Origin of the sequence: Bacillus sp. JNUCC-22, assembly GCF_018861275.1 — a bacterium.
Classification (GTDB): Bacteria; Bacillota; Bacilli; order Bacillales; family Bacillaceae; genus Bacillus; species Bacillus velezensis.
In genome coordinates, this window is record NZ_CP076408.1 from 3,265,891 (window position 1) to 3,286,421 (window position 20,531).

A 20,531-nucleotide genomic window follows, 5' to 3' on the forward strand; every position below is an offset into this window, starting at 1 on the left:
TTTCAGCTGTACCGTTTTCTCGCCGATGACGGCGGAATATTTAATTGGTCACGGTATTTGGCGACGGTGCGCCTTGAGATTCGGATGTCATATTGTTCATGCAGCAGATCGGCAAGCTTTTGGTCTGAATAAGGTTTCTTTTTATCTTCTTTACCGACCAATGCCTCCAGATGCGCTTTTACGGCATAATTGGAGGCGCCGCCGTCCCCCGACGATTCAGCTTTCGCCGAGAAAAATGTTTTCATTTCATACAGTCCGTACGGCGTCTGAACGTACTTCCCTTTGATGGCCCGGCTGATCGTTGATTCGTGGAGCTCCAGCGTTTCCGCCACCTCTCTTAAGGTCAGCGGCTGCATTCCGCTTTTTCCTGTGAGAAAAAAGGATTCCTGCCGTTCAGTCAGCACGCCGATAATTCTCGTGATCGTTTGTTTTCTTTGCGACAAAGCTCGGTTCAGCCAGCGCCATTCCTGATATTTTGCCGACAGATAATTTTTCGTGTCTCGGCACCCGGCAGCTGACAGCAGCGGCTGATAATGGGTATGAAGCTGGATGTCAGGAAACGAACGGCTGTTGAGCCGCGCTTGAATGATGCCGTTTTTCGCTGTGATGAAAATATCCGGTTCCACGTAAAAACCCGGCTCCTCATGCGCATAACGGAGCCCCGGCCTCGGATCAAGCGCGCTGATCATGTCAGCGATGTCCTGAATGTCTTTAAGCGGAATGCCCGTTTTTAGTGTAAGCGCTTTCCAGTTCTTTCTTGCAAATAGCTCAAAATAGGCGTCGGCAATCCATTCCGCCTGTTCGTTCCGCTCGGGAAGACGGCGGAGCTGAAGAAGGATGCATTCCTGCAAAGACCGGGCGCCGATTCCCGCGGGCTCAAGGGATTGAAGCTTTTTCAGAACCGCTTCCGTCTCCTCTTGTGAAGCGGATACATGGTCGGCGGCAGCTGGTATGTCCTCTTTTAAATATCCGTTTGAGTCCAATGAATGTATCAGATAATTGAAAATCTTTTTCTCATCATCGGACAGCTTCATATCTAAGGCTTGCTGTTTGAGCGAATCCTGCAGCGTTTTGCGGGTAAGTCTGATCTGCTGGCTTCCGTCCCGTTCTTTCATCCTGTTTTTACTTGTTTTATGGTAAGATAGTGGCGGCGTGTCTGTTTCCTTTCGTTCAATCAGAGGGTTTTCCAGTGAGAGCTCATCAATATATCCGGCCAGTTCCGCGGAATTGTATCCGAGTAATGTGATAGCCTGTTTAAGCTCTTGCGTTAATTGAGGCTTTAACATTTGTGTTTGCTGAAGTTTGATATCCATCATGCTCACTCCCCTTTTTTCATTGTACATGATTGGTTTCATACCGTATATACTTATTAAAAGGAGTTGCTTTATAGATGTCAGAACTTTTTTCTGTTCCTTATTTTATTGAAAACTTTACACAGCACATTGAAATGAATCCGAATGAAGACCGAATTCATGCGATGAACAGCTATTACCGCTCCGTCGTCTCAACCCTTGTTCAGGATCAGCTGACGAAAAACTCGGTTGTGCTCAAAAGAATTCAGCATTTGGATGAGGCGTACAACAAAGTAAAACGCGGAGAAACAAAATAAACCTTCCGCTCATTCAAAGCGGAAGGTTTTCCTTCGTGCCGGCGGTTTCCCCGCTCAGACGGACATCCGGCGCTTCGTGCATCCAGGTGTAATAATAGTTGGCGTTTTTCCCGTATGAATTATCAATGACGGTATTCGGTTTCCCGAGAAGCGAGGACAGAATGTGGCCGTGAAGCCTTGATGTTTCCACCGATTCGTACCTGTTGAAAAACAGGACCGCTTTTTTCGTTAAGAAATCGGAATAGCGTTTCCAAAACCGCGCAATCGGCAGCGGGTTTCCCGCTTTTTTATTCAAAACATTCAGCGTTTGGAAAAAAGCGATTCCCCTGCGGTCGCTTGCTGACAGCACATCCCGCCAGTCGCAGCTTTTAACGGAAGAATTGTTTTGCAGCTTCGGATTGATTTCCCCATCCGTGCGGATAAAATGAAGCCTGCCGCGTGACGGAGCCGCTGACGCCGCCATCGGATACAGCTGATGGGCCATGTCAGGCATAAGCCCGATATGATTCGCCGAAAAAAAGCGTTTTGCAGTTTCGTATGACACATGATCTCTCGTAAACAGGTGGAGATCCTTGTGCTCCGCAAAAAGCGCCGATGTCTTCTCAAGCCGTGTCTCATCCTGATAATAGATGGATTGCGGCAGGATGACGATCCTGTTTTCCGGAAAGGATTTGACGATTTTTTCCCTGAACGTCTGATAGTACGGATAGAGATCCCCGAAATTTCCGCCACCCTGACAGACGATGATCGTCTTTTTGTCCGCCCGGCGCCCGAATGGAAAATTGTCGGGATTCCAGCGCTGTTTCACGCGGATGCCGTGCGCTTTAAAAAACGCCTCCGTCCCTTTCATTATCAATAAATCCCCTACATTTCCGTAGAGGGGATAGTCGGCATATATGATGTCAGATTGCGGCGGTATAACGCTGAGCAGACCCGTCAGCGTTTCTTTTAATCGGCTCATAACATGGCGGCTGTCCATGTTTTCTCCCCTTTCGTTTCAAACAGTTGCGCAAGTGCGTCAATGACACGCTGCTGCTCCTCAGAAGACAAGTCAGACCCGGACGGCAGACAGATGCCCCGGCTGAAAAGGTTCTCAGAGACACGCTCATGTTCGCTGTGAGGATAAAAGACGGAAGATGAGAAAAGCGGCTGCGTATGCAGCGGTTTCCACAGCGGCCGGGCCTCAATGTTCTGTTCCGCAAGACAGGCGACGGCTTCTTCCGGCGTCACGCCGTTATCAAGCGTCAGAGCCGTCAGCCAGCGGTTTGAAACCGTTCCTTCAAGCTCCGGCATCATGCGGATGCCCGGATACGTTTCCAGCGCTTCCCGATACCTGTGAAAGATTTCTCTCCTCGCCCGAACGCGATCTTCGAGCACTTCCAGCTGCGATATCCCCACGCCCGCGAGAATGTTGCTGAGCCTGTAGTTATACCCGAGCTCGCTGTGCTGGTAATGAACGGCGGCATCTCTCGCCTGGGACGCAAGAAACCTCGCTTTTTCAATCGCGGCTTCATCGTCAGACACGAGCATGCCGCCTCCCGATGTTGTAATGATTTTGTTGCCGTTAAAGGAATAAATGCCGAAACGGCCGAACGTGCCGCTCTGCCTGCCTTTATATGTTGATCCTAAGGACTCGGCAGCGTCTTCAATCAGACAGACGCCGTATGCGTCACAAAGGCTCATTAATTCATCCATTTTCGCGCTTTGGCCGTAAAGATTGACGGCGATCACCGCTTTCGGGAGTCTGCCGCGCCGCTTTGCATCCCGCAGCGCCCGCTCCAGCGCATCGGGCGACATATTCCACGTCTCCCATTCCGAATCAATAAAAACGGGCTCAGCCTGCTCATACACAATCGGATTCGCCGTGGCGACAAACGTAAAGGAAGGACAAAATACAGCGTCTCCTTTTTTCACACCCGCAAGCCGCAGGGCAAGATGGATGGCGGCCGTCCCCGAGCTTACGGCCGCCGCGCTTTTCACTCCCGCATATTCCGCGAGCCGCGCTTCAAATGAATTGACGAGCGGACCGAGCGGGGCAATCCAATTGGAACGGAAGGCTTCTGCGATGTATTCCTGTTCTTTTCCGCTCATATGAGGCGGAGACAAATAAATCCGTTTGTTTGTTTGCATGAAATCATCCTTTTTCATTATGGATAGGGGGGATGACGCGGGCCGGAACGCCGACCGCCGTCACATGGCCGGGAATTCTGCTGATGACTGCAGCCCCCGCGCCGATAACGGACCAAGGGCCGATGTCCATCTGCGGTATGACGGACGCGCCGATTCCGATGTGCGTTCCTTCCCCGACTTTCACTCCGCCGGCAAGCGCCGCGCGCGGTGAAAGATGGACGTAATCTCCGATTGCATTGTCATGATCGGCAACCGCCCCCGTATTGATGATGCAATGGGCGCCGATGTCAGCGCCCGCCTGAATGACGGCGCCCGCCATCACAACCGTTCCGTGTCCGACGGAAGCCGCTTCACTGACGATCGCCCCGGGGTGAATGAGTGCTGCATAATCGTCATCTTCAATCCCAAGCGTTTCAGCAAGCTGCTTTCTGACGCCGTTGCGGCCGATGCATATCGTGAATACGGCCTCGGGGACGAGTTTCCGAAGCATGTGCACGTCTTCCGTCCGGCCCGTATACAAACCGTTCCGAACGGCAAAACCGCTGAATCCGTCGTCCAATATGCCCGCAAGCTCCATATCGGAACGGGCCTGCACGATTTCCTTCACGACTTTTCCGTGTCCGCCGTTTCCGATCAGCACGACCTTTTTCACGATGACATATCTCCGCTGCCTGTGAAGCGCTTTGCCGTCACATGGCCGGCTTCGTGTATGCCTTCTGACACGAGAACTTTTTTCACTGTTAAAAGCAGAATCTTTAAGTCGAGCAGAAAGGTGCGGTTGTCGACGTACCACACGTCGAGCTTGAATTTCTCCTCCCATGAAATCGCGTTTCTCCCATTGATCTGCGCCCAGCCCGTAATCCCCGGTTTCACCTCGTGCCGCCGCGCCTGCTCCGCCGTGTAAAGCGGCAGATAATCCATCAGCAAAGGGCGGGGGCCGACCAGACTGATATCGCCTTTGAGCACATTAAAAAGCTGGGGAAGCTCATCGATGCTCAGTTTTCTGATCAGCCTTCCCGTTTTGGTCAGGCGCAGATGATCCGGAAGCAGCCCACCGTTTTCATCACGCGCATCCGTCATCGTTCTGAGTTTATACAACGTAAGCGGACGCCCATTATGCCCCGGTCTCGTCTGTTTGAACAATACCGGAGACCCGATGGCGCATCTGACGGCTGCCATGGCGAAGAGAAGAATGACACTCGCGCCGCACAATAACAGCATCGCGGCCGCTATATCAAATACACGTTTCGCCTTCAAATCTGAACAGCTCCTTTCACTTTTCGGCATTTCTGTAAAGCAAGCCGCCTTTCTTCTTTCGTACAAATGAAGAAAAAAGCGAATGCGGCATAGCTTATGCATACGGCAAGCCCCGCGGCGATCAGACCGGCCCAGCTGTCAAGCGGTGAAAACAGCCGGATACCCCGGCAGACGGCCCAGGCAAATACGGCCGCCGCCAACGGTCCGAACATGCCTTTGTAAAACGCGGTTTTCTGAAAGCCGGTAATATGCGAAACATACAGCGGCGTGAAGACGGCATTTTTCAAAATGAGAGAGACTGCACCGGCAATGGTGATGCCGTACAGCCCGAGATGTGCCGGTCCGCTGAGAACCACGGCCAATATGACATTCAGTCCGCCTAAACATAAAGTAACGACGGCGGGCGTTTTTTGTTTATTAAAAGCCGTCCATACGTAAAAAAGCGGCATGACAGAGAGACTGACCGCCAAATACGCGGCGTGAATGTATAAAAGCGGCGCCGTCTGCACAAACGACGGGCCCAGCCAAATCGCCAGAAACGGTTCGGCAAGCCCTCCTAATAATGCGGCGGGAAGCGCGAGCAGAAGCCCGTTCATCCGCACAGCCTTATTGGCGTAAGACAGGAGACCTTCCATATCGCCTTTTGAATAGTAGGAAGTCAAAACCGGCGCAAACAGTGAAGCAAGCGTCCCGGCAAGACTTCTGAGCAGGAGCGGGAATTGAATAATCGCCGCATAGACACCCGCTTCAGACGGCCCCAGCACAAGGTTGGCCGTCATGAGGTCAATCTGCAGAAACAGCAGCACGCCGATCTGGTTGACAGAGCTCCAGGCACCGGCCGAAAACAGCACTTTGCTCGTTTGTAATGACAAGGTTTTACGGCTGAAAGAAAACCACGGAATCAATTTCTTAAAGAAGAAAAAAGTCAGCACGGCCGCACAGACAGCTCCCGCTAATGCCGAAAGCTGGATCTGCCATATTTTCGGCGGCAGGCACGTAAACAGAGCGAGCACACACAGCACCCTGACCAGCATTTGCACGGCCTGAATGGAACTTGTGATATAAAGCTTGTTGGCAAAAAACGGCCCCGTCGCGAACCCCGCCATAAAAAACGTCAGCATAAACAGCACGCTGCCGATTACGATAGAGAGCCTCACATCCGTTAGCAGCCCGGCCGGCACATTCATAATCTTGTCAATAAAAAAAGCCGTCCCGGCGAGCGGCACAGCGAGTAATAGAGATATCACGACAGACGCGGCTAAATAATTGCTTACATACGCATTGGCCTCGTCCCTGTTCCCCCTGTGGGCGGCGACGGAGAAAAACCTCACAACGACAGAGCTCAGCGCAACGGTAATAATAGAGAAATAGTTAATGATATTCTGTGTCAGATGGACAAACCCAAAAGCCTCCACACCTAATGTTTTCACAATAAAGGGCGTCATCCACACTGATAAAAACACCGATAGTAAAAACGCCGTCACATTGGCGCCGAAATTAATGGCAAATTTCATGCTCCTTCCGCACTGCCTTTCTCTTTCGATTTCCGTTCGAAAAACGCATGCAGAAGAAGAGGAAGGCGCATTTTGCACAGGCCGAGCACCACGCGCTCCCCCGCCAGCAGCCGTTTATGCCGGCATGGCGTGCTGCGCACCGCCGTTTTTACCATGTCATACGTTAAGATTCTGCCGATGTGCGCCGTAATCTGATGTGACGGCTGCGGGGCGGCGCATGCGTTGGCGATCAGCATCGGAATCTGATGCTTGCACAAATATGTATCGATATCGCTCCGGCAGGCGTCCGTCAGCCCGTTCGCCTCATAAAAAGCCATTTTCGCTTTATATTGCTTTTGCAGTTCTTGATCTAAGTGGGGCTTAAACGGTGTTTCTGTAAGACTTTGCGGATTTTCCCGGTAGATATACAGCCCTTCGTCTATCACTTTGACACGCGCGGCTTGGCGGAACGCTGACAAGTTAAACGGAGAGTCCTCGGCAAACCGGATATCTTCATGGAACAACAGTCCTTGCAATGATTCCCGCCGGTATATATAGCGCCACACATACCAAATAAACCGATGTTCGTGCGCACGGGTCAGCAATGCTGTCATTTCATCCGCTGTGAAGACGCGGCCCGGCGGAATGGACGGCGGCATATACGTTCGTTTCTTAGACGGCGTTTCCTTATAATAACCACAGCCGGCGATATCCAGCCGGTTCTTCTCCGCTTCTTCATAAAGCCTTTCGAACATCGTTTCCGTCACATAGTCATCGCCGTCCGCAAAACCGATATAACGGCCGCGGGCGGCTTTTATTCCGGCATTGCGGGCCGAGCTGAGGCCGCCGTTTTCTTTATGAATCACCCGGATTCTCGCATCTTCTGCGGCGAATTGTTCAGCAATCCGGCCTGACTGATCCGGTGAACCGTCATTGACGAAAATGATTTCGATGTCTCTCAGCGTCTGTTTTGTTAAAGAAACCGCGCATTCTTTAATAAAAGGCTCTGTCTTATACATCGGCACGATCACGCTCACAAGCGGCGCGGTCATTGGGCATCACCGCTGATTTTCGAGCGCAGCCCGGCAAAATAAACACTTCGCAAAGAACCGCCTTCCTCATGCTTGCCGCTGAGCAGCCGGTTTACGGCGGCCGTTACAGCTTCAGGGTCTGGACGTGCAAGCAATGTCATGTTCGGTATGTTTTTCAGCCATTGATAGCCTTCCATCACTTTATGATCAAACGAACGAATGACGACACAAGGCGTTTTCGTCAGCGCACAAAAAATCATCCCGTGAAGCCTGTCAGTGACGACGGCTTCCGCGCCTTTCAGCGTATTCCAAAGCGCCTCCAGCTCTTTTTCACGTGTATGGCGGCTGACCCTCCGGCCGACCGTCGTAGTAAAGGAATGCAGCTCGCCGTACTCTTTTGCCAAAGCTTCTTTTACCATCGTTCTGTCCTCAGCCGTCAGCGCACTCTCCTTATCCTCCCGTAAACAGAGGTAGATCCCTTCCCGCGGGATGTGCCGCTCGCTTTTATCCAAATATAAGACCATGTCAGGCTGTTTGAGCACTGTTTTTCCGGGAAAATGACGCTTCATCCATTGATACGTCGTCTCATCTCTCGCCATTAACAAAAGGTCGGGATGCGCATTGTACACTTTTCGGGCGCGCTTCAGCTCCTTCCGTCCCTTTTTTGATTCAGAAAAGTGAGCCGTCGCCGGAAGCTGAACGATCCGATATTCCCGGAATGTTTTGATGATAAAGCGGCGCGTCCATTCCTCATACCTGTACAAATCCCCCATGTTCCCGCCGCCGATGATGAATACCATATCATCGGGGTGGCGCTTTTTGATCAGCGCTTTTGCCGATCTGTAGATATCCTTCATATCCACTTCGACAATGTCAAAATCGGGATACTCCCGTTCAAGAAACGTTTTGCTTGCGTAGGCGATGGCGTGATCGCCGAGATTATCGTGGGACGGGAGCAGCGTCAGAATGATCTTTTTTCTTGCCGCTGTAAGCCCCGCCCCATCCGCTGCCGTTCCGAAATGAAATTGGGACGGGTATTTGACCTTAAGCAACAGCCATTCCGCGAGATTGATTTTTAAAGATTGTATCGACATGTCTTCACCCTCTGATTTTCATTTTGTACTCGATTGCCCGCTGATACGCGGCTGATGCCAGCGACACGAACGGAATCAGCTTCAGCTTCGCCAAAAGCAGAAGGCATGAGCGTTTGGCGTCAAACGGCGCCGTTCCGGTTTTGGAAAGGCTCAGGCGAAACACGGGATCAGCGCATATCCGGCTGATATTCTTCCACTTCTCAGAAAACCGGCCGCCGTTATTCCGCTTCCATTCATTCAGCAGGCAGACCGTTCCGTGCTGAACGATGAAAAAATCCAGCTCCTGCCGGTATTCCTGTAAGCAGCCGTTTTCACGCAAAAAAGCCTCGTTCAGCCGATAGAGAACGAGACCTGAGTCAAACAGCTTTTTCTGATAGCTTTGCACAATGGAAGTCAAGTGAATCCGATAATGATAGAGCGGCTGATCCACGTACGAGACCGCACCTGCGAAAACATGCGCCCGGAGGCTGAAGTACTGATCCTCCACGTGCTCCAGCTCATCACGAAGCGGAAAGCGCAGCTGATGATGCTCGATCATGGTTCTTTTGTACAGCTTGTTCCATGAAAAACCGCTGACTCTTCCTTCAAATAAATCTTTTAGGTACAGTTGTTTCGGGCGGCCCGCGTACGCTGAAGCGATCGTTGAAACGGCGGTTTTCCCCGTATCCGCAAACTCGGCCGCATATTCGCAAATCACGAGATCAGCCTGATCAGCCTTCGCTTTTTCATACATGCGCAGGCAATAATCAGGTTCAACCCAGTCGTCCGCATCAATAAAAGCGATAAATTCGCCGCGCGCCGCCTCGATCCCCCTGTTGCGGACCGCGCCGAGCCCACGGTTTTGCTGATGAATGACCCGGATTCTCTCATCCCGCTTCTGATAGGTTTCAAGAATCGCCGGGCTTTGATCCGTTGACCCGTCATTAACGGCCACGATTTCGATATTGGCGAGCGACTGATTGAGCAATGAATCTAAGCATCTTTCTAAATAAGTTTCCGTATTATACACAGCAATTAATAAACTGACCGCGGGTGTTTCCATATAAACCTCCAATGTCCATTACCGGGAAAAAATCGTTCTGTACGGAAGCACAGACGAATCGACCGGCATAAGCAAGTAACTGTAAAGAAAATAACAGACAATAATGGCGATATAAATCAGCGCATTTGATTTTTCATCAAAAATCCTCACAAAATAAGGGATCAAGATCATTTGGTACAGGCCGAAATATATATTAAACCGGGCGAAAATAACATCCTTTGTCGCCAAAAGACCGAAGAGCAGGCCGAGCAGACAGAAATTCACGATGACATCACTGTCAGGCCAGAGCTTCCGCAGCCGCTCCCGATAGCAGAAAGCCAAAAACAGCGGCAGAAGCAGCACCGCGATTTTTACGACGTTCATCCCGTTCGTATTGGTCATCAGCCATTTCTCATAATGGCCGTACGAGCTGTTTTCCAGCACGACGACAAACAGCGAAATGAACTTCTGATACAGAAACGTCATAAGAAGAAACAATGCCGACAGTCCGAAAATCGCGGGCGACCAGGCTCTTTTTCTGACGAGAAAATAAACCGGAATCATAATCAGCGCTGAGGAATGAAAAAGCGAACACAGCAGCACGATTGACATATAACGCTTCCAGCTTCCGCTGATCACGTAGCGGACTGCCCAAAACAAAACGGCCGCCACCATATACTGCCTGATCCCGTTAAAGGAAGCGTAATAGTGATACGTGCCCAAAAACAAAAACACACTCAGCTCAAACGGACGGCCGAACTCAACGAGCCCCTTTAAAATAAAGCTGCACGTCACGACCGCCACGGTGAAATACATGATTTGCGGATCTTTCGTGATAAAATTCATGAGCCAGATGAGAGCCGTAAACCCCGGATCAACGGCTGCTTTTTTCGCTCCGAACCCGAAGATCTCCCAAATACTTCCGTAATTTCCCGCCAGCTTGTACATCAGCGCGTACGTCTGAAAATCCGTCCCGACTCTGTAGCGCAAACCGGAGACCAATACGAGCGAAAGCAGCGGAACGATCATGACGAGCTGATTCGGCCGGTATCCGGTCGAAAGCGATTGATCACGCCCGCCGCACATTTTCGCGAACCATGACCAAATATAAACAATTCCCATATTGACTACATATACAATCATTCGTTACTGTTCCTTTTTCCAATTCATATTGTAAAGCTTCATAACAGCCCCCGCATTTTCTCCCGCGTCATATCCCTGCCGTCTGAGGGTTTCTTTAATGCGCTCCCCGTCAGGCTTTGCCGCCTCTGCTGCCCGTAATACCGCGGATGCCCATTGTCCGGGCGGTTCTTTGAGGCTGAGCCTTTTGACCAGCCCGAGCCCGGCATCGGCTTCTTCCGTTATGCGGTCTGATATTACGCACGGCACCCCGGAGGCCTGCGCTTCAACGAGCGTGACGGGCAGCCCTTCATAAAGAGACGGCATGACAAATACATCCAGCGTTTTCAGCAGGGCATGAACGCGGTCTTCTATGCCGATAAAACGCACATCATCATCAAGCCCCAGCTTCGCCGCCAGATTTTCCATATCGGTGCGAAGCGGACCGTCTCCGGCGAGAATCAGCTGTAAACCGATGCCCCGCTCTTTCATATCAGCGGCCAGCCGGAGCAGAAATTCGTGGTTTTTTTCTTCTGTAAAGCGGCCGATATGGCCGATCACCAAACGGCCGCCTGCAATGCCCCGCTTCCTTTTTTCAGCTTCTGTGTCCGCGCACCCGCCGGCAAATAAGTCGAGATCAATGCCGTTCGGCAAAAGATGCACGTCTTTTTCTTTCCCGAATAAGAAACGGCCCGCGTCTTCTCCGCAGGCGCACAGTGCCGTGGCGTTTGCCGTGATCAGCCGTCTGAAAACAAACAGCTGCATCCCGGCAAGCCGCGACGCCCGCCCCCGCCACGACGTACTGTGCGAATGGCAGATCCGCACCGGGACGCCGGCTAAACGAGCGGCAAGCGCGATGAATCCCGACTGAAAATCGGTATGGGCGTGCACGGCGGCAAACGGGCCTTTTTCCTGAATCACCCGCTTGACCTGTTTCACAAATGTAATCGGGTTTGTGCTGCCGATGCTCGGCACATAAAAAAGCCGTCCGCCGAGAGCGAGAATTTCCTCATCATAAGCGCACGGATCGTTCCTATGGGTTAAAAAATCAAACTGCACCTTCGTTCTGTCCATCTTCCGGTACAAATTCATCATCATCGTTTCTGCGCCGCCCCTGTTCATCCCGCTGAAGATGTGCAGCACCCGCATCGGTTTGTCAGTCATGTTCGGCAAGCCCTTCTTTTTGGCGGATGTCCCTGTTTTTATGATAACGGTTCATGACCGCGGGCGGCGTAATGGCGCGGATGAGCGGTTTTGCGATATACGCGTAATGGGAAAGCGGCAGCTTCAGCCGTCTGCATGCCTGAAAAACGAGGACCGCGTTATCAATGGAATACGTAAACGATCTTCTTTTAAACGCATCACTGTCCTCTCTGACTTTATACAGCGTTTCTTGGAGATTGTACCCCCGGAAACCCGCTTCAAAAAAGCGCAGCCACAAATCGATATCCTCCATCCGCCGCGTCCGCCTGACTGACCGGTAGCCGCCAAGCGCTTTGTACGCTTCAGCCCGCATCATAATGGTGCCGTGGCAGAATGGTGTGCCTTTCGCCATAATTCCCGGTTTCGGCACGGGCGGCAAAAGCCGGGCGCCCCTTACGCCGAATTCGTCAAATACGAGCATGCCCGTGCCTACGACTTGATAGTGGGCGTGCTTGTTTAAGAAAGCGGCCTGTTTTTCCAGTCTCCTCGGGTTGGAGATGTCATCACCGTCCTGCCTGGCGATATAATCCCCCGTTGCGTATGTCAGACAGCGGTTAAGCGAAGCGGCAAGCCGTTGATTTGTCTTATTTTGAATCAGCGTAATCCGGTCGCCGTAATGATCCGCGTAACGGCGCGCAATCTGATACGTTCCGTCAGTTGACGCGTCATCACACATAATCAGTTCCCAATTCTTATAAGATTGGCTCAGGATGGATTCAATACTCTCCGCTAAAGTCTCTTCGCAATTATAAATTCCCATGATGACGGAAATTTTCGGTTGTGCTCCTGCATTCATACGCTTTTCTCCTTTTTATCCATATAACCGGCGTAAATGTGCGCCATTTCCTTTACCGTACGTGTTTCTGAAAAACATTCCGCCGTGCTGCGCCCTTTTTGCCCCATTGCTTTTCGCAGACACGGTGAGCGGTACAGCTTTTCAATCCGATCGGCAAACGCCGCGCTGTCCCCGGCCGGCACGAGAAAACCGTTCACACCGTCTTCGATGATCTCACGGTGCCCCCTGTTGTCCGCGGCAACGGCCGGCTTTTCGGCAGCCATTCCTTCAAGCAGATTCATGCCGAGCCCTTCGCGGATGCTTGAGGCGACAGACAGATCGGCAAGCTGAATCAGTTCATGAATATCGCGGCAAAAACCGTAAAACCGCACCATGTCGGATACACCGAGTGATTCAGCCTTTTTTCTGTACGGCTCTTCCATCGCGCCTTCTCCGGCAAATACGAGTTTCAGCTCCGGGATGCGGTTCTTCAGCAGTGCCGCAGTCTCAATGAGAAGTCCCTGGTTTTTATTGCCGTTTAATTCAGCGGGGTATACGAGAATAAATTCCCCGGCGCCGAAGCCGTGTTTTTCTCTCAGACGTTCACTCTCTTCCCGGCTCACAGGGCGAAACCTGTCTGTATTCACGCCGATGCCGTGTATTTTTTTCGCGCCGCAAGCTGTTTTTTTCATTTGCTTGGCCCGTTCGTAATCCTCTTCATTAATCGTAATCAGACAATCCGTATAAGAAGAAAGAAATTTTTCGATCGGGTAATAAAGAAGCCAGTTTTTCAGAGGCGCTCCGTCGCAGAAGTGAAAGCCGTGCGCGGTGTACAGCACCTTTGTCCCTTTTTGGCGCGCTTGTCTCGCAGCAAGGCGTGCGAGCACGCCGCCGACCGGCGTATGACAGTGAATCATGTCGTAGCCGTTGTCCTGAATGAGCCGTTTCAGCCGCCTGTAAACAGAAAGATTTTCGGGATGAAACGGCGAGCGCCGGATCGGAATGGAAAACTTTTCATCAACGAACGGAAGATTCATATTGCCGCCTGCCGCGACGTGCACTTCCCAGCCCATATCCTGAAACCATTGAAAATACGGAAGATGAAAGGCTTTAAAATGATAATCGACAGTGGCGCAGAATAATACTTTTTTCGTCATCTTTCTGTCCTCCCATCACACGCCTGCGGCCGCTTCTTCATGTACTGATTCGATCGCCTCAAACAGCCTTTTTCTCAGCTCTTCTTCAGGCAGACGGCTGAATTCCTCCATAAAACGGATGAGCACGGCCCAATTCCCGTCCACCGCTTTCCCGATATGGATTTTCGGAAAAATCTGCTCCGTATGTACTTCATTATGATTCAGCAATTCTTCATACATCTTTTCTCCCGGGCGGATGCCGGAGAATTCGATAGGAATCTGTTCTGTCGTATAGCCTGATAAATGAATCAGGTTTTTGGCCAGATCGACGATTTTGACGGGTTCTCCCATATCCAGAACGAAAATCTGCCGCCCTTTTGCAAGCGCCCCCGCCTGAATGACGAGTCTTGACGCTTCGGGAATCGTCATAAAATATCTTGTCATCGCCGGGTGCGTGACGGTGACGGGTCCGCCTTTTTCAATCTGCTTTTTGAAAATCGGAATGACGCTGCCGCGGCTTCCGAGCACATTTCCGAAACGGACGGCGGCGAATTTGGTGCGGCTGACCTTTCCGAGGTTCATGATGACCATTTCCGCAAACCGTTTCGTCGCGCCCATGACATTGGCCGGATTGACCGCTTTGTCAGAAGAAATCAGCACGAATGTTTCCGTTCCGCACATGTCGGCGGCTTCGGCGACATTTTTCGTGCCGATAATGTTGTTTTTAACGGCTTCTTCCGGATTATGTTCCATTAACGGCACATGTTTATGGGCAGCCGCATGATAGACGACGTGCGGCTCGTATTTTTTCATCAAAGTAAAGATTTTATCTCTGTCCTGAATATCGGCGATCTCCGCGTGAAAGAGCACCTCTTTGCCGAAGCGTGCGGACAGCTCGGTATGTACGGAATGAATGCTGTTCTCCCCGTGGCCGAGAAGGACGATTTCCCGCGGAAGAAACGCGCTGATCTGGCGGCAGATCTCAGAACCGATTGAGCCGCCGGCGCCCGTGACCAGAATCGTTTTTCCCTTGATGCTGTCAGAAATTTTGCTCGTATCAAGGGTGACCGGCTTTCTGCCGAGCAGATCTTCGGCTTTTACATCTCTGATGTGTCCGGCAGCCTGCGTTCCGAGCAGGATCTCATCAAATTGCGGCATGATTTTAATATGGGCGCCCGTCTGCACACATTCTTTGTATAACGTCTGAAGCTCATGGGTGCAAAGAGACGGAATGGCAATGATAATATGGTGGATTCTCAGCCTCTGCACCGCCGGCATAATGCTTTCTTTTCCGCCGATGACGGGCAGGCCCATGATTTCGAGCTTATGCTTCGTCTGATCATCATCAATAAAAGCCACAGGCATGATTCCGAGATCGTTTTTCTGGGTAAGCTGACGGACGAGCAGCGTCCCCCCCGCACCTGCGCCGACGATCAGCGCCCTGGAAGAGTCATTTTGCTTCCTGCCGATCGTTTCTTTCAGCACCCGTGAAATCATCCGGCTTCCTCCGATGAACAATAACTGAACCATCCAGCTGACGGCCAACAGCCGGAACAAAATCGTGTGGAACACCCCGTATTGGACGGCGGCTGTCACAGCTGCTGACAGCGTGATCCCCTTCATTAAGGCAAGCAGCTCGCCTATTCCCGTGTACGTCCATACCTGCTTATACTGGTGAAACATAAAAGCGCATACATGATGGCTGATCAGCATGCTCACGGCAGTCAGCAGCAACGCTCCGGAGTCATAAAAGTGATAAGAATCCTCAAAAAATTGATATCCTATAACAACGGAAAGTAAAACGAGATACGTATCCAATGCAAAAATCATTGAAAGTCTTCTCCGGTAAGTCAATCTTTCCCCTCCTCATTTATCGGTTTAGCTGATACGGTTTTCGTAAAAACAGACATAACAGCTAAGCCGATAACAATGCATCATCTTAAGATAAAATTGGGCATTTAACCCGTCCTCACACCCCGCCACCGACGACCAGCATCTAAGGCGGCGAAAAACGCCGCCCACAGCAGAGCCGAGTGCCTCCGTTGATAAAGGTAAGGAGACATCACCTGCACCGCTCAATACGAGTAGTGCTCCGTTTTTTTGATTTTCTTTTTATTCAGCAGCGCCCCCAAAAGCTTTGCCTTTGACTGCTGGAGAGCGTCTCTCGCCTTTTGGACGGTATCCATTTTCGTTTTTCCGCTCAAGACGACGAGAACGCTTCCATCTGTCTGGTTCGCTAAAATCTGTCCGTCCGCCACAGCCAAAAGCGGAGGTGAATCGAAAATAACCAGACTGTACCGGCTGTACATCTCCTGAATCAGCTCTCCCATCGCCTTTGAAGATAAAAGCTCAGCCGGATTCGGCGGCGTCGGCCCGCTCGTTAAGACGTAAAGGTTATCAATCAGCGTTTTTTGCACCGTTTCGCCGAGGGAAGCGTTTCCGACTAACACATTCGTAAGGCCTTGTACATTTTCAAGCTGATAGGTCTCGTGTATCGTCGGTTTTCGTAAATCCGCATCGACGAGCAGCACCTTTTTTTCCTGCTGCGCAAATACCGCGGCAAGGTTGGCGGCGCTGAATGATTTTCCTTCTCCCGGAACGGAAGAAGTGACGAGAATAGAGCGCAAATGGGTCTGAACAGAGGAGAACTCAATATTTGTCCGAATGGTGCGGTATTGTTCAGCCACCAATGATTTGTGATGTAAAACGGATATTTGAGCCAGTCCCCTTCTTGATTTCTTTTTTCTGAATCCCAAACGCCTCACTCCCCGAAATGTTTTTCATCAGACCGTGTCTGCTGATTTTTGATGTCATACACAACCCCTAAAACAGGCAAGTCTGTTTTTTCGCTGAGCTGCCGCTCGCTTTTAACGGTTTCATCAAGAAAGTGGAGAAAAAACGCAAGCGTCACACCCGCCATGAGAGCCGCACCGAACGCCATCATGATATTCCTGATGCGCGAAGGCTTGACCATCGGGCTTTCCGATGCTTTTGCCTCAGACAAAACAATGACGCCTTTTATATTCATCCTGTCACGGACTTCTTTTTTAAATGTCTTCATCAGCGTGTTCGCTATAGCGGCGGCCTGTTTCGGATTTTCGTCCTGCACCGCTATGGTTATGATCTCTGAATCGGTTTCGCTGCTTGTCGTGATCTTTGCTTTTAAAGCGGATGCCGTCTCAGAAAGATGCAGCGTCTGCTTCACTTTCTCAAGCACTACCGGGCTTTTCATTATCGTTTGAAACGTATTGTTGTAATGAAGATTCAGCTGAACGTCGCTGAGATTCGAATTTTTTTCACCGCTTGTTTCATGAATGAGCACTTGGGTTGATGCCTGATAAACGGGCGAAATCACCCGGAATTGGATGTATCCCGTCACCAGCGTTACAACTGCTGTCATGATAAAAATCAGTAAAAATCTGTGTTTAATAATGTCAAATAATTCTTTAAAACTCATATTCTCATTCATGTAATTACAGCCTCATCCTTATTGCATCAGGCTTAAACGCCCCCTTCTGTTAATGATTGGATTATAAAAGAAAAGGTCGAAATTTGAAAATTTCAAATTAAGCCATTTAGTTCTTTTTAAAGAACATTATCATGATTTTCCTCTTATTTACTGCACTTACCTTATAATTTTAAATTTTATAAAGAACAAAAAATTTCTTATAATGAACAAAAAAACGCCAGTATACAGGGGAGAATTCAGCACAATGATTGGAAGAATAATTCGTTTATACCGCAGAAGAAAAGGCTACTCTATTAATCAGCTAGCAGTTGAAGCAGGTGTCTCTAAATCTTATTTAAGCAAGATAGAACGGGGGGTTCACTCAAATCCATCCATCCAATTTCTGAAAAAGGTATCTGCCACCCTGCAGGTCGATCTGACGGAGCTTTTTGATGCCGAAACGATGCTGCATCACATGGGAGGCACGGAAGATGAGTGGCGCATCCACCTTGTGCAGGCCGTGCAGTCAGGCATGCCGAAAGAAGAACTGTTCACCTTTACGAACAAACTGACTGAAAAACGCCCGGAGCCCGCACCCTACCGCAACAGAAAACTGACTGAATCCAACATTGAGGAATGGAAAGCGCTGATGCAGGAAGCCAAAGAACTCGGCTTGTCCGTTCAGGAAGTCAGATCATTTTTAGAACGGAAGCGTTACTGATGATATGCTGATGAAAAGGCTTTTATTCGCTTCATGTCTTCATCTCTGTTTATAATGAAAAGAAAAAAGGGGATGAAATCATGACAAAACTTACCGTTCAAACCCGCTCCGGCGCACTGAAAGGAACTGCCGGCCGCGGTGCCCGCACATGGAAGGGCATACCGTACGCGAAGCCGCCCGTCGGAGAGCTCAGATTTAAAGCGCCGGAGCCGCCCGCACCTTGGGACGGCGTAAAACATGCCGATTCGTTCGGACCGGTTTGTCCGCAGCCGGATGATATGCTGTCTATATCGTTTTCCGGAGATGTACCGCCTCAATCTGAAGATTGCCTTTACCTCAATGTTTTCGCCCCCGATTCAGAGGGCGAAAAAAAGCCTGTCATGGTATGGATACACGGCGGAGCATTTTATTTAGGTGCCGGAAGCGAACCGCTTTACGACGGATCTGCCCTTGCCGCTGACGGAGATGTCATTGTAGTGACACTCAATTACAGGCTCGGACCATTCGGCTTTTTACATTTATCTTCTATTCATGACACGTATTCCGCCAATATCGGGCTGCTCGATCAGATTGCCGCGCTGCGCTGGGTGAAGGACAATATCTCCGAATTCGGAGGAGACCCGGATAACGTCACGATATTTGGTGAATCGGCAGGCGGCATGAGCATCGCCGCCCTTATGGCAATGCCTGACGCAAAAGGCCTGTTTCATAAAGCCATTTTAGAAAGCGGCGCCTCTCATACGATCCCGGCGGACATGGCAAAAGACATTGCGGCGGCATTTATTCATGAAGCCGGCACTGATCAATTGCAGGAGCTTTCCGTTAATGACCTGCTTAAGACTGCGGATAAAGTGCGGCGCTCACTAGATCAAAACATTTTTCAGCTTTTGTTTCAGCCCGCCATCGATCCGGCCACATTGCCTGCGGAACCGGTGAAAGCCATAGCAGACGGGGCCGCAGAAGGCATACCTATGATCATCGGAACCAATCGTGATGAAGCATATTTGTTTTTCACCCCTGATACAGACATTCATTCCGAGAAAAAGCAGCAAGATTATTTGCATTATTACCTCGGAGAGAACTGCACCGAGCAAGCAGCAGATTTATATCCGCATTCATTAAAGGGACAAATCGATATGATGACGGATCTGATTTTCTGGCGGCCGGCTGTCGCTTTCGCACAAGGACAGTCGCAGCACGCACCGGTCTGGATGTACCGCTTTGATTGGCATGGCGAAACACCGCCGTTTCATAAAGCCGTTCACGCTCTGGAATTGCCGTTTGTGTTCGGAAACTTTGATTCTTTGAGAAAGACGCTGCAAGAACCGCTCGGTGATGACGCAGAACAGCTTTCCAAACAAATCCAATCCGCATGGCTCGCTTTTGCAAAAACCGGAAACCCGAACACCTCTCACTTCAATTGGCCTGAATATGATACCGATTCACGCGAAACTTTGCTTTTCAACACGGATACCGCTGTCGAAAGTGATCCCGATTCAGCAAAACGCCGCATCTTGTTTCAAGCATAAAAAACGCCAGGGGAGCCGGCTCCCTTGGCGTTTCGTTTTCATCTTACTTCAGACATCGCAGAAAATCCATTTCCGCATTACCCTGATATGTTATATTCTAACCCAATAAGTTAACCAAACATTCATAAAGGAGTTTTTATATGGAGAAATCAAGTATTATCGGCACAGCTGCCGTTATAATCGGGGCGCTTATGACCTTAGTTTCATTTATCTTCCTGCGCGACACTGATTTCTATGCCGTGAGGTGGATAGGGGTTGTTATCATGGTTGCAGGATTTTCATGCGGGCCGGCCCACACCATTTCAAAACATAAAAACAAACATGAAAAAGAAACACGGTAACCTTTACTGGGTTTCTTTCATACACTTCATTTTATCTCACTTCATAATGCAACTCCGCAAATTGCTTATAGCGCCTGACATCAGTCAGCTTCAGCCCTGTCTCCCGGTCTCCGGGTTTGAACAAAGAAATTCCGCGGCCGAGCAGAACGGGGGCGATCTGAATGATAAACTCATCGACAAGTTTTTCCTCCAAAACCGGGTGCAGCAGATCACTCCCGCCGACAATCCAAATCCGCTTGCCTTCTCGGCGTTTCAATGCTTTTATAAAATCGGCAGGCTCTTCATGAATAAACCGCACATGTTCAGTGCCCCCGGTCAATGTCCGCGAAAACACATAGCATTCTTTACCTTTGTACGGAAATTCCTCAGGCAATAAAACCAATATGTCCTCGTATGTTTTTCTGCCCATGATGATCGTATCGACAGATTCATAGAAAGCTTCATAATCGGTGCCGTCTTCACCTTCAGTTCCGATTAACCAATCTAAAGAGTGATTTTCCCGCGCAAGGTAGCCATCTGCGCTGACAGCTCCGTAAAAAACGAGCTTTCTTTGACCGCTCATAAAAATCCCTCCCCCTTTTTTATTATACCTTGAACATGCGGATGAAATGAAAAATGATAGAA

At 50.2% G+C, this 20,531-nt stretch carries 21 protein-coding genes; 4 read left to right on the forward strand and 17 right to left on the reverse strand.

Features of this window, described 5'->3' with window-relative positions; translation table 11 throughout:
• Positions 1-2: 2 nt before the first annotated feature.
• A complete protein-coding gene (gene rpoN, locus JNUCC22_RS15945; RefSeq protein WP_252729706.1) occupies positions 3-1,313 on the reverse strand; it encodes an RNA polymerase factor sigma-54 in 1,311 nt (436 codons plus the stop codon).
• Between the two features lie 77 nt (positions 1,314-1,390).
• Here rpoN and yvfG point away from each other — a divergent pair, with 77 nt between their 5' ends.
• Entirely contained in the window at positions 1,391-1,609 is a 219-nt protein-coding gene (gene yvfG / locus JNUCC22_RS15950; protein WP_003151570.1) for a protein YvfG, read from the forward strand.
• 13 nt (positions 1,610-1,622) lie between these two features.
• Here the strand turns inward: yvfG and JNUCC22_RS15955 are convergent, their stop codons facing one another.
• The 15 genes from JNUCC22_RS15955 to JNUCC22_RS16025 all read right to left on the reverse strand — a co-directional run bounded on the left by JNUCC22_RS15955 (position 1,623) and on the right by JNUCC22_RS16025 (position 17,337).
• Positions 1,623-2,588 (reverse strand): polysaccharide pyruvyl transferase family protein, encoded by a 966-nt coding sequence (locus tag JNUCC22_RS15955; RefSeq protein ID WP_216061894.1) that lies wholly within the window; start codon positions 2,586-2,588, stop codon positions 1,623-1,625.
• Positions 2,567-3,739: a DegT/DnrJ/EryC1/StrS family aminotransferase gene (locus JNUCC22_RS15960; RefSeq protein ID WP_017418873.1), complete on the reverse strand. Its 1,173-nt coding sequence runs from the start codon at positions 3,737-3,739 to the stop codon at positions 2,567-2,569. Before JNUCC22_RS15960 ends, JNUCC22_RS15955 begins: the two co-directional genes overlap by 22 nt.
• 4 nt (positions 3,740-3,743) lie before the next feature.
• Entirely contained in the window at positions 3,744-4,391 is a 648-nt protein-coding gene (locus JNUCC22_RS15965) for an acetyltransferase (RefSeq protein ID WP_216061895.1), read from the reverse strand.
• Positions 4,388-4,996 carry a sugar transferase gene (locus tag JNUCC22_RS15970; RefSeq protein ID WP_216061896.1) on the reverse strand — a complete coding sequence of 203 codons (609 nt, stop codon included), beginning with the start codon at positions 4,994-4,996 and terminating at the stop codon, positions 4,388-4,390. The genes JNUCC22_RS15965 and JNUCC22_RS15970 overlap by 4 nt, the downstream gene beginning before the upstream one ends.
• Positions 4,993-6,510, reverse strand: coding sequence for an MATE family efflux transporter (locus tag JNUCC22_RS15975; protein ID WP_007613919.1), 1,518 nt, complete (start codon positions 6,508-6,510; stop codon positions 4,993-4,995). The genes JNUCC22_RS15970 and JNUCC22_RS15975 overlap by 4 nt, the downstream gene beginning before the upstream one ends.
• Positions 6,507-7,541: a glycosyltransferase gene (locus tag JNUCC22_RS15980; protein WP_150941442.1), complete on the reverse strand. Its 1,035-nt coding sequence runs from the start codon at positions 7,539-7,541 to the stop codon at positions 6,507-6,509. The genes JNUCC22_RS15975 and JNUCC22_RS15980 overlap by 4 nt, the downstream gene beginning before the upstream one ends.
• Positions 7,538-8,614 (reverse strand): polysaccharide pyruvyl transferase family protein, encoded by a 1,077-nt coding sequence (locus JNUCC22_RS15985; protein ID WP_150941443.1) that lies wholly within the window; start codon positions 8,612-8,614, stop codon positions 7,538-7,540. Before JNUCC22_RS15985 ends, JNUCC22_RS15980 begins: the two co-directional genes overlap by 4 nt.
• A gap of 4 nt (positions 8,615-8,618) precedes the next feature.
• Complete coding sequence (locus tag JNUCC22_RS15990) at positions 8,619-9,656, reverse strand: glycosyltransferase family 2 protein (protein WP_031378303.1); 1,038 nt, start codon at positions 9,654-9,656, stop codon at positions 8,619-8,621.
• Positions 9,657-9,674: 18 nt separating this feature from the next.
• Entirely contained in the window at positions 9,675-10,778 is a 1,104-nt protein-coding gene (locus JNUCC22_RS15995) for a biofilm exopolysaccharide biosynthesis protein EpsG (RefSeq protein WP_012118510.1), read from the reverse strand.
• A gap of 3 nt (positions 10,779-10,781) precedes the next feature.
• Entirely contained in the window at positions 10,782-11,918 is a 1,137-nt protein-coding gene (locus JNUCC22_RS16000) for a glycosyltransferase family 1 protein (protein ID WP_150941444.1), read from the reverse strand.
• Positions 11,911-12,753: a glycosyltransferase EpsE gene (locus JNUCC22_RS16005; protein WP_012118512.1), complete on the reverse strand. Its 843-nt coding sequence runs from the start codon at positions 12,751-12,753 to the stop codon at positions 11,911-11,913. Before JNUCC22_RS16005 ends, JNUCC22_RS16000 begins: the two co-directional genes overlap by 8 nt.
• Positions 12,750-13,889, reverse strand: coding sequence for a glycosyltransferase family 4 protein (locus tag JNUCC22_RS16010; protein ID WP_098081778.1), 1,140 nt, complete (start codon positions 13,887-13,889; stop codon positions 12,750-12,752). Before JNUCC22_RS16010 ends, JNUCC22_RS16005 begins: the two co-directional genes overlap by 4 nt.
• 15 nt (positions 13,890-13,904) lie before the next feature.
• A complete protein-coding gene (locus JNUCC22_RS16015) occupies positions 13,905-15,722 on the reverse strand; it encodes a polysaccharide biosynthesis protein (protein ID WP_169509962.1) in 1,818 nt (605 codons plus the stop codon).
• A 221-nt stretch (positions 15,723-15,943) separates the two neighbouring features.
• Positions 15,944-16,624 carry a protein tyrosine kinase EpsB gene (locus tag JNUCC22_RS16020; protein WP_007407393.1) on the reverse strand — a complete coding sequence of 227 codons (681 nt, stop codon included), beginning with the start codon at positions 16,622-16,624 and terminating at the stop codon, positions 15,944-15,946.
• 5 nt (positions 16,625-16,629) lie between these two features.
• Entirely contained in the window at positions 16,630-17,337 is a 708-nt protein-coding gene (locus JNUCC22_RS16025; RefSeq protein ID WP_012118514.1) for a YveK family protein, read from the reverse strand.
• 244 nt (positions 17,338-17,581) lie between these two features.
• Here JNUCC22_RS16025 and slrR point away from each other — a divergent pair, with 244 nt between their 5' ends.
• The 3 genes from slrR (at position 17,582) to JNUCC22_RS16040 (ending at position 19,907) form a co-directional block, all read left to right on the forward strand.
• Positions 17,582-18,037, forward strand: a complete 456-nt coding sequence (gene slrR, locus JNUCC22_RS16030; RefSeq protein ID WP_003151541.1) for an HTH-type transcriptional regulator SlrR — start codon at positions 17,582-17,584, stop codon at positions 18,035-18,037.
• Between the two features lie 80 nt (positions 18,038-18,117).
• Positions 18,118-19,566 carry a carboxylesterase/lipase family protein gene (locus JNUCC22_RS16035; protein ID WP_216061897.1) on the forward strand — a complete coding sequence of 483 codons (1,449 nt, stop codon included), beginning with the start codon at positions 18,118-18,120 and terminating at the stop codon, positions 19,564-19,566.
• Between the two features lie 140 nt (positions 19,567-19,706).
• Complete coding sequence (locus JNUCC22_RS16040) at positions 19,707-19,907, forward strand: hypothetical protein (protein ID WP_014418938.1); 201 nt, start codon at positions 19,707-19,709, stop codon at positions 19,905-19,907.
• A gap of 31 nt (positions 19,908-19,938) precedes the next feature.
• On the opposite strand, the gene JNUCC22_RS16045 is transcribed toward JNUCC22_RS16040, so the two are convergent.
• The gene (locus tag JNUCC22_RS16045; protein ID WP_015240641.1) at positions 19,939-20,469 is read right to left on the reverse strand and encodes a dihydrofolate reductase family protein; all 531 of its coding nucleotides are present in this window, start codon (positions 20,467-20,469) and stop codon (positions 19,939-19,941) included.
• Positions 20,470-20,531: the final 62 nt, after the last annotated feature.

Bases quoted from the DNA above. Each gene is read 5' to 3' on its own strand.
- slrR (WP_003151541.1), top strand. From the start codon at position 17,582: ATGATTGGAAGAATAATTCGTTTATACCGCAGAAGAAAAGGCTACTCT.
- JNUCC22_RS15980 (WP_150941442.1), bottom strand. From the start codon at position 7,541: ATGACCGCGCCGCTTGTGAGCGTGATCGTGCCGATGTATAAGACAGAG.
- rpoN (WP_252729706.1), bottom strand. From the start codon at position 1,313: ATGGATATCAAACTTCAGCAAACACAAATGTTAAAGCCTCAATTAACG.
- JNUCC22_RS15985 (WP_150941443.1), bottom strand. From the start codon at position 8,614: ATGTCGATACAATCTTTAAAAATCAATCTCGCGGAATGGCTGTTGCTT.
- yvfG (WP_003151570.1), top strand. From the start codon at position 1,391: ATGTCAGAACTTTTTTCTGTTCCTTATTTTATTGAAAACTTTACACAG.
- JNUCC22_RS16000 (WP_150941444.1), bottom strand. From the start codon at position 11,918: ATGACTGACAAACCGATGCGGGTGCTGCACATCTTCAGCGGGATGAAC.
- JNUCC22_RS15990 (WP_031378303.1), bottom strand. From the start codon at position 9,656: ATGGAAACACCCGCGGTCAGTTTATTAATTGCTGTGTATAATACGGAA.
- JNUCC22_RS15995 (WP_012118510.1), bottom strand. From the start codon at position 10,778: ATGATTGTATATGTAGTCAATATGGGAATTGTTTATATTTGGTCATGG.
- JNUCC22_RS16025 (WP_012118514.1), bottom strand. From the start codon at position 17,337: ATGAATGAGAATATGAGTTTTAAAGAATTATTTGACATTATTAAACAC.
- JNUCC22_RS15960 (WP_017418873.1), bottom strand. From the start codon at position 3,739: ATGCAAACAAACAAACGGATTTATTTGTCTCCGCCTCATATGAGCGGA.
- JNUCC22_RS16035 (WP_216061897.1), top strand. From the start codon at position 18,118: ATGACAAAACTTACCGTTCAAACCCGCTCCGGCGCACTGAAAGGAACT.
- JNUCC22_RS16005 (WP_012118512.1), bottom strand. From the start codon at position 12,753: ATGAATGCAGGAGCACAACCGAAAATTTCCGTCATCATGGGAATTTAT.
- JNUCC22_RS16010 (WP_098081778.1), bottom strand. From the start codon at position 13,889: ATGACGAAAAAAGTATTATTCTGCGCCACTGTCGATTATCATTTTAAA.
- JNUCC22_RS15975 (WP_007613919.1), bottom strand. From the start codon at position 6,510: ATGAAATTTGCCATTAATTTCGGCGCCAATGTGACGGCGTTTTTACTA.
- JNUCC22_RS16040 (WP_014418938.1), top strand. From the start codon at position 19,707: ATGGAGAAATCAAGTATTATCGGCACAGCTGCCGTTATAATCGGGGCG.
- JNUCC22_RS16045 (WP_015240641.1), bottom strand. From the start codon at position 20,469: ATGAGCGGTCAAAGAAAGCTCGTTTTTTACGGAGCTGTCAGCGCAGAT.
- JNUCC22_RS15955 (WP_216061894.1), bottom strand. From the start codon at position 2,588: ATGGACAGCCGCCATGTTATGAGCCGATTAAAAGAAACGCTGACGGGT.